Origin of the sequence: Ligilactobacillus acidipiscis DSM 15836 (genome assembly GCF_001435755.1) — a bacterium.
GTDB lineage: Bacteria > Bacillota > Bacilli > Lactobacillales > Lactobacillaceae > Ligilactobacillus > Ligilactobacillus acidipiscis.
This window is the reverse complement of sequence record NZ_AZFI01000003.1, coordinates 1-15,586: the sequence shown is the minus strand read 5'-3', so window position 1 is coordinate 15,586 and position 15,586 is coordinate 1. Positions and strand designations below refer to the sequence as shown.

Annotated in this window: 14 protein-coding genes; 10 read left to right on the top strand and 4 right to left on the bottom strand. The window is 39.1% G+C overall.

Annotated elements, in window-relative coordinates:
• Nucleotides 1–150: 150 nt before the first annotated feature.
• Genes FC65_RS00615 through FC65_RS00600 form a run of 4 tightly spaced genes read left to right on the top strand, consistent with a single transcriptional unit; the run spans nt 151 to nt 3,629 of the window.
• Nucleotides 151–903, top strand: coding sequence for an alpha/beta fold hydrolase (locus tag FC65_RS00615; RefSeq protein ID WP_010494313.1), 753 nt, complete (start codon nt 151–153; stop codon nt 901–903).
• A gap of 15 nt (nt 904–918) precedes the next feature.
• The gene (locus FC65_RS00610; protein ID WP_010494311.1) at nt 919–1,245 is read left to right on the top strand and encodes a metal-sulfur cluster assembly factor; all 327 of its coding nucleotides are present in this window, start codon (nt 919–921) and stop codon (nt 1,243–1,245) included.
• A 21-nt stretch (nt 1,246–1,266) separates the two neighbouring features.
• Entirely contained in the window at nt 1,267–2,238 is a 972-nt protein-coding gene (locus FC65_RS00605; RefSeq protein ID WP_056971167.1) for an ABC transporter permease, read from the top strand.
• On the top strand, nt 2,235–3,629 hold the full coding sequence (locus FC65_RS00600) for an RsmB/NOP family class I SAM-dependent RNA methyltransferase (RefSeq protein WP_056971166.1): 1,395 nt from the start codon (nt 2,235–2,237) through the stop codon (nt 3,627–3,629). The genes FC65_RS00605 and FC65_RS00600 overlap by 4 nt, the downstream gene beginning before the upstream one ends.
• A gap of 67 nt (nt 3,630–3,696) precedes the next feature.
• On the opposite strand, the gene fni is transcribed toward FC65_RS00600, so the two are convergent.
• From fni to mvk, 4 genes are read right to left on the bottom strand one after another with little or no spacing between them, the layout of a single operon-like run.
• Complete coding sequence (gene fni, locus FC65_RS00595) at nt 3,697–4,719, bottom strand: type 2 isopentenyl-diphosphate Delta-isomerase (protein WP_056971165.1); 1,023 nt, start codon at nt 4,717–4,719, stop codon at nt 3,697–3,699.
• 18 nt (nt 4,720–4,737) lie between these two features.
• A complete protein-coding gene (locus FC65_RS00590) occupies nt 4,738–5,811 on the bottom strand; it encodes a phosphomevalonate kinase (protein WP_056971164.1) in 1,074 nt (357 codons plus the stop codon).
• 30 nt (nt 5,812–5,841) lie between these two features.
• Nucleotides 5,842–6,816: a diphosphomevalonate decarboxylase gene (mvaD, locus tag FC65_RS00585; RefSeq protein WP_056971163.1), complete on the bottom strand. Its 975-nt coding sequence runs from the start codon at nt 6,814–6,816 to the stop codon at nt 5,842–5,844.
• Complete coding sequence (gene mvk, locus FC65_RS00580) at nt 6,816–7,772, bottom strand: mevalonate kinase (RefSeq protein ID WP_056971162.1); 957 nt, start codon at nt 7,770–7,772, stop codon at nt 6,816–6,818. Before mvk ends, mvaD begins: the two co-directional genes overlap by 1 nt.
• Nucleotides 7,773–8,059: 287 nt before the next feature.
• Between mvk and FC65_RS00575 the strand changes: the two genes are divergently transcribed.
• The 6 genes from FC65_RS00575 (at nt 8,060) to nth (ending at nt 15,494) form a co-directional block, all read left to right on the top strand.
• Nucleotides 8,060–10,855 (top strand): helicase C-terminal domain-containing protein, encoded by a 2,796-nt coding sequence (locus FC65_RS00575; protein WP_056971161.1) that lies wholly within the window; start codon nt 8,060–8,062, stop codon nt 10,853–10,855.
• An 88-nt stretch (nt 10,856–10,943) separates the two neighbouring features.
• A complete protein-coding gene (locus FC65_RS00570) occupies nt 10,944–11,438 on the top strand; it encodes a cell wall elongation regulator TseB-like domain-containing protein (protein WP_010494276.1) in 495 nt (164 codons plus the stop codon).
• 17 nt (nt 11,439–11,455) lie between these two features.
• The gene (locus tag FC65_RS00565; protein ID WP_056971160.1) at nt 11,456–12,640 is read left to right on the top strand and encodes a pyridoxal phosphate-dependent aminotransferase; all 1,185 of its coding nucleotides are present in this window, start codon (nt 11,456–11,458) and stop codon (nt 12,638–12,640) included.
• A gap of 11 nt (nt 12,641–12,651) precedes the next feature.
• Nucleotides 12,652–13,953, top strand: coding sequence for an asparagine--tRNA ligase (gene asnS / locus FC65_RS00560; protein ID WP_056971159.1), 1,302 nt, complete (start codon nt 12,652–12,654; stop codon nt 13,951–13,953).
• A gap of 135 nt (nt 13,954–14,088) precedes the next feature.
• Entirely contained in the window at nt 14,089–14,814 is a 726-nt protein-coding gene (locus FC65_RS00555) for a DnaD domain protein (RefSeq protein ID WP_010494271.1), read from the top strand.
• 26 nt (nt 14,815–14,840) lie between these two features.
• The gene (nth, locus tag FC65_RS00550; protein WP_010494269.1) at nt 14,841–15,494 is read left to right on the top strand and encodes an endonuclease III; all 654 of its coding nucleotides are present in this window, start codon (nt 14,841–14,843) and stop codon (nt 15,492–15,494) included.
• The last annotated feature ends 92 nt before the right edge of the window (nt 15,495–15,586 follow it).

Below are 15,586 nucleotides of genomic sequence, written 5' to 3'. Positions count from 1 at the left end.
CTATGAGAAGAAAGTTTTAAGACCACACAAATTCATTCAGAGTAAAAGTTTAGCTATACTAAAATTTAACGAAGCTTTAAATCAATAAGGATGTATAATCTAGCCTATCTTTGCTATAATTTAGTTTGTTAAGTAATTGGAGGGAATCAGATGATCAGCGTTAGTGAAAAACAGGTTGCTAGTCTACCGGTCTTGGAAGTAGTCGATGCCGTTAGCACCAGCGAAAAGCTGCCTTTAATAGTATTTTATCATGGTTGGACTAATTGCAAAGAAGTCGTTTTAACTCAAGGGTATGAATTGGCCAAGCGCGGATTCAGGGTAATTTTACCTGAGGCTTTGTATCATGGGGTACGGGCTGAAGGAAAAGTTACGGATCATTTCCTTTCATTTTGGGAGGTCCCTTTAAAGTCTGTCCAAGAGTTTACACAACTTATTAATTATTATCGAGAACATGATCTGATACTAAATGATCAAATCGGTGTTGGCGGCTTTTCTATGGGAGGTATCACGACTTGCATGTTGATGGCTGCAAATGATGAAATTAAAGCAGGGGTCGTTTTGTCAGGCACACCACACCCTGTGGAATTTTGTCAACAGATCCTGTCTGCACTGCCAAGTGATGTTGAAATTTCTCCAGCATATAAAAAGAATCAATTGAAATTATTGACAAAATATGACCTCTCGTTGCATCCGGAAAAGATCATGCAACGACCACTACATTTTTGGCATGGTGATGCTGATGAGAAAGTACCATGTGATCTTACTGAAAATTTTGGAAAATCAGTCAAAGATATCCCGGCGGCACAAAATGTGTCGATCCATATTAGTCATGGTGCAAAGCATAAGCTATCGTATGATGTAACACAAGAAATGGTTCAAAAATTTATTAACTATCTTCAATAAAGGAGTCTGAAGGATATGCAAGAGCAAGCAAGAACTACTCAAGAGATCAAAGATGATATTATAGCGCACTTGCAAACAGTGATCGATCCGGAATTAGGAATTGATATTGTTAATTTGGGGTTGATTTACAATGTGGATTTAGAAGATGATGGGACATGTTTGATAGAAATGACGTTGACAACTATTGGTTGTCCACTGACAAATATATTGGCGGATATGGTTGAATCTGCTTTAAAAGATGTGCCTGAAATTAAAAAAGTCGATGTGGAATTTATTTGGGAGCCGGAATGGACGATCGACCGCATGACACGGTATGCAAAAATGGCTTTAGGTATCCATTAATATTAGAAGGAGTTAACTGATTTGTTTAGAAATAAAACTTTTTTGACATTTTTGAACGCTTGTCTAGCCTTTTTGGCCGTGTTTATTTTTTTTCAGATCCAGCAACGTGACGTCGTAATTAAATTAAATGATCATAATTTGTCAATGGACGCGTATCAAGTTCGGCTTAAAAAGAATTGGACCGCTGCTCAGATCGATCAGAAGCTAAATGATGCAAAAAAAATCGATGACATCCAAGTTCACTATCGACCACGTGGTTCTAAAAAGTTGACCTATTTTTATGGAAAAGGGTCATTCGCGACGCCGCCAATGGTGTCTGGCAACTTTTTTTCTAAAAATGATTTTGTTTCTGATTTAAGTGTGGCTGTCGTTGGACAAAAATTGAATCAAAAGTTATATAAACCCAAGGATCAGCAATATTTAAAACTTAACGGAAGATATGTGCCCGTCATAGGTGTCATGGGCGAAAAGATCAGTTCTAATTTAGATCGGCAAATTTTTATTGCACCTTCACAAAAGAAGTTACAACAGATGAAGGCATCACAGTATGATATTATGATCGATGGCGACAAAAATTTGCAGGCTGCTGAGATCAAAGCCATTTTGCCGATCAGTGAGATTCAGAAAAGCCATTCACAACAGTTTGTAATGACTAGATGGGAATGGGCAACTACGCATTGGCTTGAATTGATAGGTCTTTTGGGAATTTTCGCTGTGATGGCAATTGAGATTTTTTTGTGGCGTTTTTCTTCACACAAATTTTATACTCATATACTCAAAGCAGGTGCTAAGGTCGCACAATTGGCTTTGAATGAATGGGCTAGTTACTCATTGTTTAGCGGATTGGGCATCTTAGCGGGCACTTTTATTGGTTGTTTGACTTTTAGTATTCAAAACTATGCTGCGTTAATTCTTTATTTAATATCATGCTTTGGAGCAGTTAGTTTATTATTTAAATTTTTTGTAAAAGGGGGTATTAAAAAAAGTAAATGAAGTTACCGCAAGAATTTATAGATAAATATCGTAATTTACTAGGTGAGGAATCTGACGCTTTTTTCACTACTTTTGATCAGCCTTCAGAAAAAGGCTTTCGAATCAATCCACTTAAATCAGATCCACAAAAAATTCAATATGCCCTAAATAAACCAGTGGAATATACCAAATATGGCTATTACGGTTCAGTTAGCGGCAAGTCTTTAGAACATCAGAGCGGTTATGTTTACAGTCAAGATCTGAGTGCGATGTATGTTGCAGAAAACGTGACTGTTGCTCCTAAAGCTAGGATCCTTGATCTTTGTGCTGCGCCTGGCGGTAAATCGACTCAGGTGGCTTCATTGATGAATAATCAAGGATTGTTGGTCTCAAATGAGATCAATCATGCGCGAGCTAAGATTTTGGCAGAAAATGTTGAACGGATCGGTGCTAAAAACGTCATTGTTTTAAATGAGTCGCCAGCTAGATTAGCCGAAGTTTTTCAAGATTATTTCGACCAGATCCTAGTAGATGCACCATGTTCAGGTGAAGGCATGTTTCGCAAGGACCATCAGGCAGTCTCATATTGGAATAAGGATTATCCTCAGCAGTGTGCCGGAAGGCAAAAAGAGATCCTTACCTCGGCTTATCAGATGTTAGCCCCCGGAGGCTCGATAATCTATTCAACTTGCACTTTTGCACCAGAAGAGGATGAACAGGTCGTTGAATGGCTGTTAGAGCAATATCCTGCTTTACAGATCCAACCTATAAAAAAGTACCCAGGGATGGATGATGGACGACCGGAATTTGCTGATTCTAACTCAGATCTAAGCGATGCAGTTAGATTGTGGCCCCATCATTTTAAAGGTGACGGCCATTTTATTGCGAAGTTGACTGATACGCGTCCGAAAAAAGCTGCAGTCTCAGTCAAAAAAGTCAAAAAGAAACGAATGAATCAACGACAAAGTTTGACGAAAGAACAACTAGCACTTTGGGAGGATTTTTCTGCTGTTTTGACTGATGGATTTCACTTTTCACTGGCAGACTTAAGATGTTATGGTGATCATTTATACTTTTATCAGCATTCTTGGCCAGACATCTCACATTTGAAATTTATGCGTCCAGGATTGTTATTGGGACAATTTAAAAAGAAACGATTTGAGCCTGCATATACTTTAGCATTAGCGTTGCAGCCGCAAGATTGTAGTCAGATTTTAGAAGTTTCACATGATGATTGGGCGAAGTATGTCCATGGTGAAACGATTTTAGCTGGAGGCTCGTCCTTGAGAAATGGTTGGAAACTACTAGTGTGTGAGGGTAAGCCGTTTGCATTTGGCAAATTAGTTAATGGTACAGTGAAAAATTTCTTTCCTAAAGGATTAAGGTTTGAAGCCCGACTTTTAGTTGTATAATACAAAATATTTAAAAAGCCACAAACTAAGGTAGTTGATTTGTGGCTTTTTGCTATATGCAAATTAATTATAATTGATTTCGAAAAGCTTGTAATTCGGCTGATAAGATGACTTTTTGCTCATGTAGTTCAGCAATATTTTTGCATCCCAGTAAAAGCATTATTTTTGCTATCTGTTTTTTTAAGTCTTTGACCGTTCGATCTAATCCTTCATCACCTTGTTTGATCAAAGTATGCAAAAAGAAACCTGATATGCCGACATTATCTGCGCCCAAAGCTAAGCATTTTACAATATCCAAAGCGGTTCTGATCCCACCAGATGCGGTGATCGAGAAATCGTTGGAAAACTTTTGCGCTGCTAATAATGATTTAGCTGTTGAAAGGCCGACATTTTTTAAAAAAGAATATTCTTTTCTATGGCGACGTTCGTTTTCGATCTCTATAAAGTTAGTTCCACCATAACCAGCAACATCAATATACTGGACTCCGATTTTTTGCAACTTGGCTAGAGTTTTGGGGGATAAACCCATTCCAACTTCTTTAATAATCACGGGAACAGGGCCTTGACGGATCAAACCAGTTAATTGTTCCAGCCAATAAAATTCACGATCTCCTTCTGGCATGACTAATTCCTGAGCAGGATTTAAATGGATCTCAAGTGCTTGGGCTGCTGTCATTTCAATTGCTTTTAAGGCGTCTTCGATACCATGAGATGCGCCTAAGTTCGCAATTATAAAACCTGTCGGGTCATTTTCACGTACAACTTTAAAAGAGTGCACGGCTTCTTTATCATGCAAAGCGACACTTTGCGATCCAGTAGCTAATGCTAAATTATTGACTTGCGCGATTTTGGATAAACGACGGTTGATTTTTCCAGTTTCAGGACTTCCTCCGGTCATTGCGTTTATAAAAAAAGGAGCCGAAATATCTCTTCCGGCTAATTTGGTTGAAATGTCGATCTCCTCAAGAGACAGCTCAGGAAGACTATCCAAGAGCAATTGCACTTCGCCAAGATCATTCGAAGCACTTTCTTGGTACAGCTTTTCGGCGATGATGACATGTTCGTCTTTGCGATGTGCTTGAATATCCATGCTGGAACTCCTTTCAGTCTAATCGACTACGTAATGTACTTTTAAATTTAATGGTTCTATTCCTTCAGCCTGCCATTTATTGTAGACCTTTTGCGGATCGATAACTTTGTTTAGTGCTACGATCCCACAATCGCCGCCTCCGGCACCAGAGGACTTAGCCACACCGCCAAAAGATTCAGCAATTTTGATCAAGCGCTGTAACTTAGCTGTTTCAAGGTTTAAGTTACTGAATTGTGCCATTTTCTGCAAACTTTTATGATTTTGCTGTAAACCTTCTTGAACCTCTTTGAGGGATCCGTGATGAAAACCGGCAATGATTTTTTGTAGACAAGCGTCACTTTCTTTTAAGAAAAGGTTGTATTTAGCTTTTTTCTCTGCCTTTTTTAGACCAACAACATCGACCAGTTGTGAAGTTGAGGCAGGTGAGCCAGTCCAACCAATTAAAAGATTAAGATCCGTTGGAGGATCTAAGAGTTCAATTTTTAACTGTGGCCATGTTAGCTTTACCAGTTCATTCAATGAATACTCTTTTCGTGCGAGAGTCAACCATTCTCTGTCAAATGAGTGATATGCGATATATCCGCCATAAACACTGGCCGCAATATCGCCTAGTGAGCCATTTCCTTGAACTTCGAAGTGGGCGATAGCCGCTAATTTAAATAGTTCATCCTTTGAAACTGGTAATTCATAAAAAGCACATAATGCTTTAACGGTTGCGACAGTTACAGCAGCCGAAGAACCTAGACCATATTTTTTGCCATCTGGACTGTCAAGTTCGCTGTCGATCTTTAGATGATAGCACTGCATTTTTTTGCCCAAAGTCTGAGCATATTGTTCGGTAATTTTAATTCCAGAAAGAATGTAGTGGAATGGATTATCGCGGTTATCAAATATCATTTGATTACCTTGTCTTTTCCAATACAGAGATTCTTCCTGGTATTGCCGCGAAATGATCGAACCATAGTCATGGCTTTCTTCGACCGACACATGGACGAATTGGTTTAATGCTACTAAAATCGCGGGATAACCGGTCTCAACGACGGCGTATTCACCCGCTAGGTAAAGTTTGCCGGGGGCTTTGACCTTAATCAAATAAATCAGACCCTTTCAGGAAATTATTTCTTAATTGTTTAATAATTCAACTCCAGGCCCAGGTGCTGCCACGAACAGGTGGTCACTGGGAAAATAACGGTGCAACTGTTCTAATATAACATCAAGATCCTTGTTTTTACAAATGACTTTCACATTTGGACCAGCATCCATCGTGTAGTAACATTGTACACCTTGTGTTCTCATATCTTCTACAGCATTCATTGCTACCAGGCTTTGGGGTTCAAAGTAGTTAAAATGAGGCGAAGCACTCAAATTTAAAGCATGCATTTTCAAAGCATTGCTTTCAGCAATAGTGCCAAATGTTTCAAACGAGCCATTTTTCAGTGCTTTTTTAATATTCTTCAAGTCTTCGTTAGCTGTTTTGACCCACGAATGATAAAAGGGTGAGGTCTCTACCACAGTTTGCATACCTGAACGCGATGAAATCTTTTTGGGACGAGAATCGACGACGATCGCCACCATCCTAATGTCCCAGTCGTTCATTATTTTGACTGGGCGCGCATAAGAGCTTTGATCGTCGTTTCCGGCAACCCATTCAACAAAGTTGCCAAAGACTGAACGTGTGGCAGAACCGGACCCGCGACGTGCAATTCGTGACAGTTCAGTTTTGCTATATATTTTACCTGCGGCTGCAGTCGCTGCTAACGATAAGGCTGCATAGGCGGATGCAGAAGAAGCTAAGCCTGCCGCAGTAGGAACATGATTAGTTGATTTGATTTGTGCGTAGACGTTCAGTCCAGTAACTTGACGAATGAGGTTCATGAAAATTTTGATTTTAGGGTCAACTTTTTGTTTACCATTTAAGAAAAAGATATCTCCATGTAAATTAGGCAAATATTCAACAAAAGTATCTGTATAAAATTTATCCAAAGTCAATGATAGAGAGCTGTTCATTGGCAAAATCAAGTTTTGGTCTTTTTTGCCCCAATATTTGATCAACGCGATATTGGTATGTGCACGAGCAGCAGCTTGCAAATGTTGCATTATAAACCTCCAATTTCAGATGACAGTGGTTGGATCCAACTTTTTGTAACACCGTGCTTTTGTAAAACAGCTGCTAACTTTTCAGCAGTTGCCCGATTTTTGGTCAAATTGATGAAACAACCGCCACGACCACCGCCAGTTAATTTACTGCCAAGTGAGCCATTTTGTAAAGCAAGGTGGATCAGATCTTCCAAGTTTTGGCTGCTGACGCCGATCGCATTCAAATGCTTTTGCGCTGAATTTAAGGATCTGCCTAAACCAAAAACGTCATTTTTTGCTAATTGTTCCCTGACCTCAATTGACAATCGACCTAAGTGGGCCAGGTGGGCCTTAGTTTTTTGCGGTTCATTAGTCAGATTGTTTTGCACGATCTTGATTGCTTTGCCCGTCTGCCCCTTGACCCCACTGTCGCAAATCAAAATGTAAGCATTCATGGTGATAGGTAATGGCACTAGCTCCTGGTCTCTGATCAGCCAGATCGGATTTTCACTGGCAGCAGTAGCAGCATCCAGCCCACTAGGATTTTTATGGGTGTCAGTTTCGGAGATGTTTGCTAGACGTAGTGTTTGGCTATGTGTTAACTTAAGGCCAAATGCATCATATAAGCAGCGAATGATGGAGATCGCGACCGCCGCCGAAGATCCCATGCCGCGTTCAGCAGGTAATTGACTTCTTATTTTCAAAATAAAACTACTTTTTTCTTGATGTGCCTGTGCTAAGATATTTTTTAGCAAGTGTGATATTCCCAACATAGCGGGAGGCATCTCGTTAACAGGTCCATCAAAATACGAACTTTGTATAAGTTGTTGGTCATCATTTGTAAAAAACAATTTTGCTTCTGTTTGAATCGTTGTCAAAGGAAGAGCAATTGCCGGCTGTCCGTATACGACCGAATGTTCACCTATCAAAATTATTTTAGCGTGACTATGGCCGATACCGTCTGCTTTTTGTTTCATGGTTAATTAAACTTCCTCTCACTGTTATTTGTAGCAAATTTTTGGTCCTTTTCATTGGACTCCGTGATTAGATTTAATTGCTAAGCAACATAATTATACATTTTAGCACCAAATCAGACAATGAAAATTCTTAGTCGAATCGTATTTTCAAAAAAACAACTTATTCGAACAGCACGAATAAGTGTTTAGTGTAACTAGTAGAAGTGGACAAAAAGCGCCAATACTGGTAATATCAACGATTGTAATATACACTTTTGATTTGATCAATTTGTAGAAGTGGTGAAAAAATGAGTAGTCGAAAAACATATGCCGTGGTGGACCTTGAAACTACGGGAACTGCCATCAATGGGACTAATCGAATCATTCAATTTAGTTGTACTTTCGTACAGCATAAACGGATCGTTAACGAGTTTTCAACGCTGATCGATCCTAAACAACCGATCCCCCCAGAGATTTCGCAATTAACCAATATCAGTGATAAAGATGTCAAGAAGGCCCCAAGCTTTGAAGAAATGGCAGGGACCATTTATTCTTTGTTACAAAATACGACCTTTGTCGCACATAATATTGCCTTTGATTATAATTTTTTGAATAGTGAATTGGTACGTGTAGGTTATCCAGAGCTAGATCTTAAAGGGATCGACACAGTTCAATTAGCACAAATCGTTTTACCGACTTTACCATCGTATAGATTATCAGATGTCAGTCACTTTTTGTCTTTGACACATGAGCAACCGCATAATGCAGCAAGCGACGCGCGAACAACGGCAGCGCTTTTTATTAAACTCCGGGAACGGATCGCTGATTTTCCATTAACATTATTAGAAGAATTAAGTCTTAGAGGAAGGCAGTTAGAGTTAGATACTGTTGATTGCTTTAAAGAAGCGTATGAGCAAAAAAGTAAACAAGAAACTAAACTGCCCGCTGACTTAATGTCTGTTGCCGGGTTGATCATTCAAAGACCGATTTTTTCAAAAGACACTCTGGCTCCACTTGATTATCCATTTGAATTAGTCGAAAAAGAAAAGCTTTTTACAGGCCTGATCGATGTTCGTTTGCAACAAGTAAAAATGATGGATGAAACGTTTGAATTTTTTAACGGCTCAGATTTGGTACGGGTGATCGATGCACCAACAGGGGCTGGTAAGACATTAGGTTATTTGTTTCCCGCTGCTTATCAAACTGGACAGGGAAAGCAGGTAGTGATCAGCACTGCAACCAATGTCTTACAAACTCAACTCCAAGAAAATGCGTTTTCTCTTTTAAAAAAAATACTGCCATTTGGGTGCTCTGTAGTTTCTTTAAAGGGTAACTACCATTTCATCGACTTGGCTCGTTTTGCACAATCTTTGAAACGCACGCAAAATTCTCACACAAATCTATTACAAATGAGGATCATGGTTTGGCTGATGGAAACAAAAACTGGTGATTTTGATGAGTTGCATTTGACTAAATTACAAGATCCATTGTTTAACGAGATCCACCATCGTGGCGTTGAAGAATTGGATAGCGACAACCCTTTTTATTCCGTCGATTTTCTGAGAAGAAAGAAACTGGCTGAAAAAAATGCTGATTTTGTTTTGACTAATCATGCGTATTTAAGCAGCCATATTGAGGAATTGAGTGGGCCAAACAGCTTATTAGTCGTTGATGAGGCACAGCACTTGGCACCAATGACAATTAAAAATAATAGGAAAACTTTAGATTTTGATGAGATCAAGATCTTAGCAGATTCACTACTTGTCAAAATTAGATCACATGAATCGTATTCCTTCATCGATCTTGTTGGGTCGGGTTTTATAACTAGCTCGGAGTTTAAACATTTGTTGCAAGTTATTAGGGTGATCGATTCGCGGGTACCTCAATTAAGAAATGATCTTGCTGCGACTTTTGTCGGTGGTAATGCTAGTCAAAGTGAGTACTATGAACAATTGTTGCGCCCAAAAAAAATACGTGGTTTTATCAAGGGACACTTAGCTGAGTTTGTAACAGTAGCTAGTGCTTATAGGAAATTAGTCCAGGTTGATCGTGAGCTATATAAGAAATTTATGACACAAAGTACGACATTGCACTTGAGCTCGGTTCAAAATAAATTGTTGAATGATTATTTCACACTAGCTCGCTCTTTGACTAAGGAGCTAAAAAATTGGAAATTATTCGATTTGGATCAGTTGGAAGAATTATTTGAGAGTCAAATAATCTGGTTGACTAAGTCCAATGTGAAAGGCGCTCACTTGCGGATCCATAGTGGTTTAATGGAGACCAAGAACTTTTTGAAAAATCATATTTATGAATCTTTTCAGCATACATTATTAACAGGAGCAGAGCTTTCATTACCAGAAATCAAAAACTTTATTCCAACTAATCTTGATCTACCTGCAAAGACACAGATCTCGCAGTATGATTCATCTTTTGATTATCGAAAGCAGGTCGCAGCTATGGTTGCTATGGATGCTCCTGATGTTGGGGTCGTCGATCAGCAAGAATACTGTAAATATCTGGCAGACACTATTTCTGAGATATGTAGTAAGGTACCACGACAGACTTTGATCTTGTTTAATTCGCTTCAGACAATTGCTGATGTTTATCAGTTGTTACAGCAAAAGGGGCTGACTAGGACCAAGAATGTTTTGGCTCAGGGAATCTCTGGTGGGGTAGAAAAAATTAAAAAACGCTTTTTAATGGATCATGAACATCAGGCTATTTTACTAGGGACCGGTAGTTTTTGGGAAGGTGTCGATTTGCCGCATGATGATCTGGAGTTGCTGGTCGTAACGCGCTTACCTTTCCAAGCAGTTGATTCAGTAATTAATCAGGCCAGGTACCACAAAGCAGAAAAACTAGGAGAAAATCCTTTTTCAACAATAGCTTTACCTGAAGCAGTGATCAAATTAAATCAGGGTTTTGGACGGTTGATCAGAACAAAGACAGATATTGGCGCGTTTGTTTTACTTGATCCACGGATCTTGACTAAAAAATATGGGGTCGTTTTTGAAAAATCATTTCCTGCAGGCGTTAAACTAGAAAGGCGAAAAACAGCCGAACTAGGTGATAATTTACAAAATTTTTTTAAAAACATTTAGCTCAATCTTTAAAGAAGATCGCAGGATTGGTATAATTGATTAGTGTCTGATAAGATTTTTAATGTGTGAGCAAGGAATAGGGTAAAAAATGAGAAAAAATAATGGATCAAAAAACAAAATCATTTGGTCAATTTTGATAGCATTGTTGTTATTGATATTTGTCTTTTTTCGTGGTGCGATGAGGCCATATGAGTCAAACGAGCAAAAAGCAGCTCTGCTAGCTGAAAAATATGCCCACATTACAAAGAAAACGAACTACTTTGAATTTCAACGTGAAGGAAGAAGCTATCGTACCGTTGAAGGTAACAATAAGCAAGGCGAGAAGCTCTATGCGATCATTTCTGGCAATAATAAACGGATCAATGTCTATGCAGCTAACAAGGGGATCTCGGCCAAACAGGCACGTGCTTTGATAGTTTCAAACAGAAAACCTAAGAAGGTCTTAAACGTTGCTTTAGGAATGGATTCGGCCAAAAAACATCCAGTCTGGGAAGTAACTTACTTGAATCAAAAAGGAAACCTTTGTTATTCACTGTTAACTTTTAAAAACGGAGCAGTGATCAAGGAAATACAAAACTTATAATAAAAGGGGGTTATCAAATGAAATTATCGCAACGCGTCCAAAATTTACAGCCTTCTGCAACGATCGCTTTGTCTGATCAGGCTATGCAATTAGCTGCTTCGGGGGTCGATGTGATCAATTTGACAGCTGGGGAGCCCGATTTTTCGACACCACAGACTATTAGGGACAAAGCAATTTCTGCGATCCAACATGGAAAAGTTGATTCTTATACAGCTGCCAGTGGGATCTTGCCCTTAAAAAAGGCGATCGCAGCTAAAATTAATCAGCAATACCAAACTGATTTCTCAGCCGCTAATGTTTCAGTGACCACAGGTGCTAAATTTGCTTTATATTTATTAGGTCAAGCATTATTAGATCCTGGCGATGAGGTACTTATTCCCGTGCCTTTTTGGGTCAGTTACGGTGAACAGGTCAAACTTGCAGGTGGCAAACCAGTCTTTGTATATCCAACTGCTAAGTCAGGTAAAGTTGGTGTAAATGACTTAGAAAAACAATTAACTGCTCACAGCAAAGTGCTGATCATAAACTCGCCACAAAATCCTGCTGGTCTAGTTTATTCTAGAGATGAGTTATTGAGAATTGCCCAATGGGCTGCTGATAATGATCTAACTTTGATCACTGACGATATTTATCGTGATTTGGTTTACGACCAGACTGAATTTCATTCTGCTTTTGAATTTGACGGCCGTATCAGAGAACATACTGTCTTGGTCAGCGGGTTCTCTAAGTCATATGCGATGACTGGTTGGCGTGTCGGTTTCATTGCTGGTCCTATTCCGCTGATTTCAAAAATCAATGCTCTGCTTGGCCAAACGACAAGCAATTTAACAGCAGTCAGTCAGTATGCTGCACTAGCGGCGATTGAATTATCGGAAAGCGAGATAGAAAAAATGCGCTTGACCTATGAGGAGCGTTTGAATCGTTTCTATCCTAAATTGATGGAAATTCCTGGGTTTTCATTTCCTGTTAAACCACAGGGGGCATTTTATTTCTTTCCAGATATTACTGAAGCTTTGAAACTGACAGGGATAACGTCAACGACGGAGTTTACTAAGCAGTTGTTGGATGAAGTCCATGTCGCTTTGGTACCAGGAGAAGCATTTGGACAATCGGGGTTTGTTCGTTTAACTTATGCTGCCAGTGATGATAGCTTGGAAGAAAGTATTCACAGGATCAAGAAGTTTATGAAATTACATATGTAGGAGGAAAATTCGTGGAAACTATTAGTATTATTGACTCAAAAAATCATGTTAATCAGAAAGTTAAAATCGGTGTCTGGTTGACAAATAAACGTTCGAGCGGAAAGATCGCTTTTTTACAATTACGTGATGGCTCAGCTTATTTTCAGGGAGTAGTTGTCAAAAACAATGTTGAACCTGAAGTGTTCGAATTAGCTAAGGAAGTAAAACAAGAGACTAGCATGTACGTTGTTGGAACGATACATGAGGATTCTCGCTCTCATTTTGGTTATGAAATTGAGATCGAAGATATTACTGTTGTAGGTGAAAGTGAAGATTATCCGATCACCCCTAAAGAACATGGGACTGATTTTTTGATGGATCATCGTCATCTCTGGTTACGTTCCAAGAAACAATTTGCAAACATGCAAGTTCGTAATGAAATTACACGGGCGACCTTCGAATTTTTCAATCAGGAAGGTTTCATCAAATTTGATGCACCGATTTTAACTGGCAGTGCACCGGAGGGAACGACTGAACTCTTTCATACTGAATATTTTGACAAAGATGCCTATCTTTCTCAATCAGGGCAGCTTTATGCAGAAGCTGGGGCAATGGCTTATGGTAAAGTGTTTACTTTTGGTCCGACTTTCCGTGCTGAAAAGTCCAAAACACGGCGTCATTTGATCGAGTTTTGGATGATCGAGCCGGAAATGGCATTTATGCATCAAGAAGAAAGTTTAGAATTACAGGAGCGTTACATTGCTTATTTGGTACAAAGTGTTTTAGATCACTGTGATTATGCTTTGACACTTCTGGGTCGAGATAAAGGATTATTGAAAAATTATACTAAGTTGCCTTATCCTCGTATTTCTTATGATGAAGCTGTTAAATTGTTACAAGATTCCGGTGAATTTGATGGATTAGAATGGGGCGCTGATTTTGGTTCTCCAGAAGAAACTTACCTGGCCAATCATTTTAACCAACCGGTGTTTGTTGTTAATTATCCTAAGGCTATTAAGCCGTTTTATATGAAGCCGCATCCTACACGGGAAGACTTGGTGGTTTGTGCTGATTTGTTAGCTCCTGAAGGTTATGGAGAAATTATCGGTGGTTCAGAGCGTGCAACAGATGCCGCTTACTTGGAAGCTCAAATTAAAAAGGCTGGTCTAAATGAAAAAGACTATCAGTGGTACTTAGACTTGCGTAGATACGGCAGCGTACCTCATTCAGGTTTTGGTTTGGGGCTAGAAAGAATGGTTACTTGGATCACTGGAGAAGAACATATTCGTGAAGCTATTCCATTCCCACGAATGCTTAACCGGATCTACCCGTAAAATATTAATTTAATTAGGAATGGTACCATGATATGATTATGGTTACCATTCTTTTTTGTTTTTGTACTAGCTGAAATTTAGGTGATAAAGAGGATATAATAGAACTGATAATGAAGACGGAAGGAGGACACGATCTTGGACCCAACATTTGCAAAATTTATCGAGCAAGGACAGCTTAGTGTGTCTAATATGGTCTTGCATAAATACTCTCAACTTGGTTTAACTAATGAGGAATTTATCTTGTTTTTACAGATCTCCAGTTGTCTACAAGCAGGTAAAGACTTTCCTGACCTTGAACTGATTGCTGCTCGAATGGGTGTTAAAAACACGGAAGTTTATGATCTTGTTCATCAACTGCTAGCCAAAAAGATGTTAACGATCGTGCCTGTCAGTGATGTTGACGGAAAGAAACATGATCGTTATAGTTTTGAATTACTATATCGTAAATTAACAGCTTTAACAGAAAATGATGAAAAAAAAGAGGTTGACCAAAGTTCTTTGTTGGCAACTGAACAAGTTTATAATTCGATCGAAGAAGAGTTTGGACATCCGTTATCTCCGATCGAAATGGAAACTATCGATTCGTGGCTGAAGGAAGATCATTATGCGCCTGAGTTGATCAATGCTGCTTTACGCGAGGCAGTATTAAGTCGTGCATATAGTTTGAAGTATATGGATAAGATATTGCTGAACTGGGAAAAACAAAACATTAAATCAGCTGCTGATGTGGAAAACTTACAAACAAACCGGCGCAAAAGTTTTACTGGTCGAACTAATGAAACAAAGAAAAAGGGAAATAATAGCAAACCTCATATCCCGTTATATCGTTGGTCAGACAAGCCTGATCCTAAGAAAAAATAATTTTTAACAATAATAGAGGTCAAAATATGTTGAATAAATCTCAAACAGTTGCAGCAATAGAAACGATGATGACTGAATTTCCAGACGTAAAATCTGAATTAAAAGCTGATTCTGACTTTCACTTTTTATTGGCAGTGATCTTAAGCGCACAAGCGACAGATAAATCAGTTAATTCAGCGACACCGGCTTTATTTCGGCGTTTTCCCCAGCCCGAAGATCTTGCTGTGGCAGACGTCAAGGAGGTGGAACAATATATTAAAAATATTGGTTTGTATAAGAACAAAGCGAAGTACTTAGTTGCCTGTTCTCGTTCTTTAATGGAAAATTACCACTCACAAGTCCCGCAAACCATGAAAGAGCTGACTTCCTTGGCCGGTGTTGGCCGTAAAACTGCTGATGTAGTCTTGGCTGATTGTTTTAATATTCCGACGATTGCTGTGGATACTCATGTTGCAAGGATTTGCAAGAGGCTAAGGATTGTTTCTCAAAAAGATACTCCTGCCCAAATCGAACAGATCTTGATGAAAAAACTACCACGCTCAATGTGGATCCGCGCTCATCATACGTTGATCTTTTGGGGACGTTATCGGTGTCAAGCACGCAAGCCGTTGTGTGAAACTTGCCCCTTGTTTTCGGTGTGTCAGGAAGGACAAAATCGTTTGAAACAGGATATTAACTAGGACCTAAATTAAACAAATAAAAACCACGAATTCTTACATGCGAATTCGTGGTTTTTATTTGTTTGGGTCTAAACTTTTTAGTGTTGATGAGC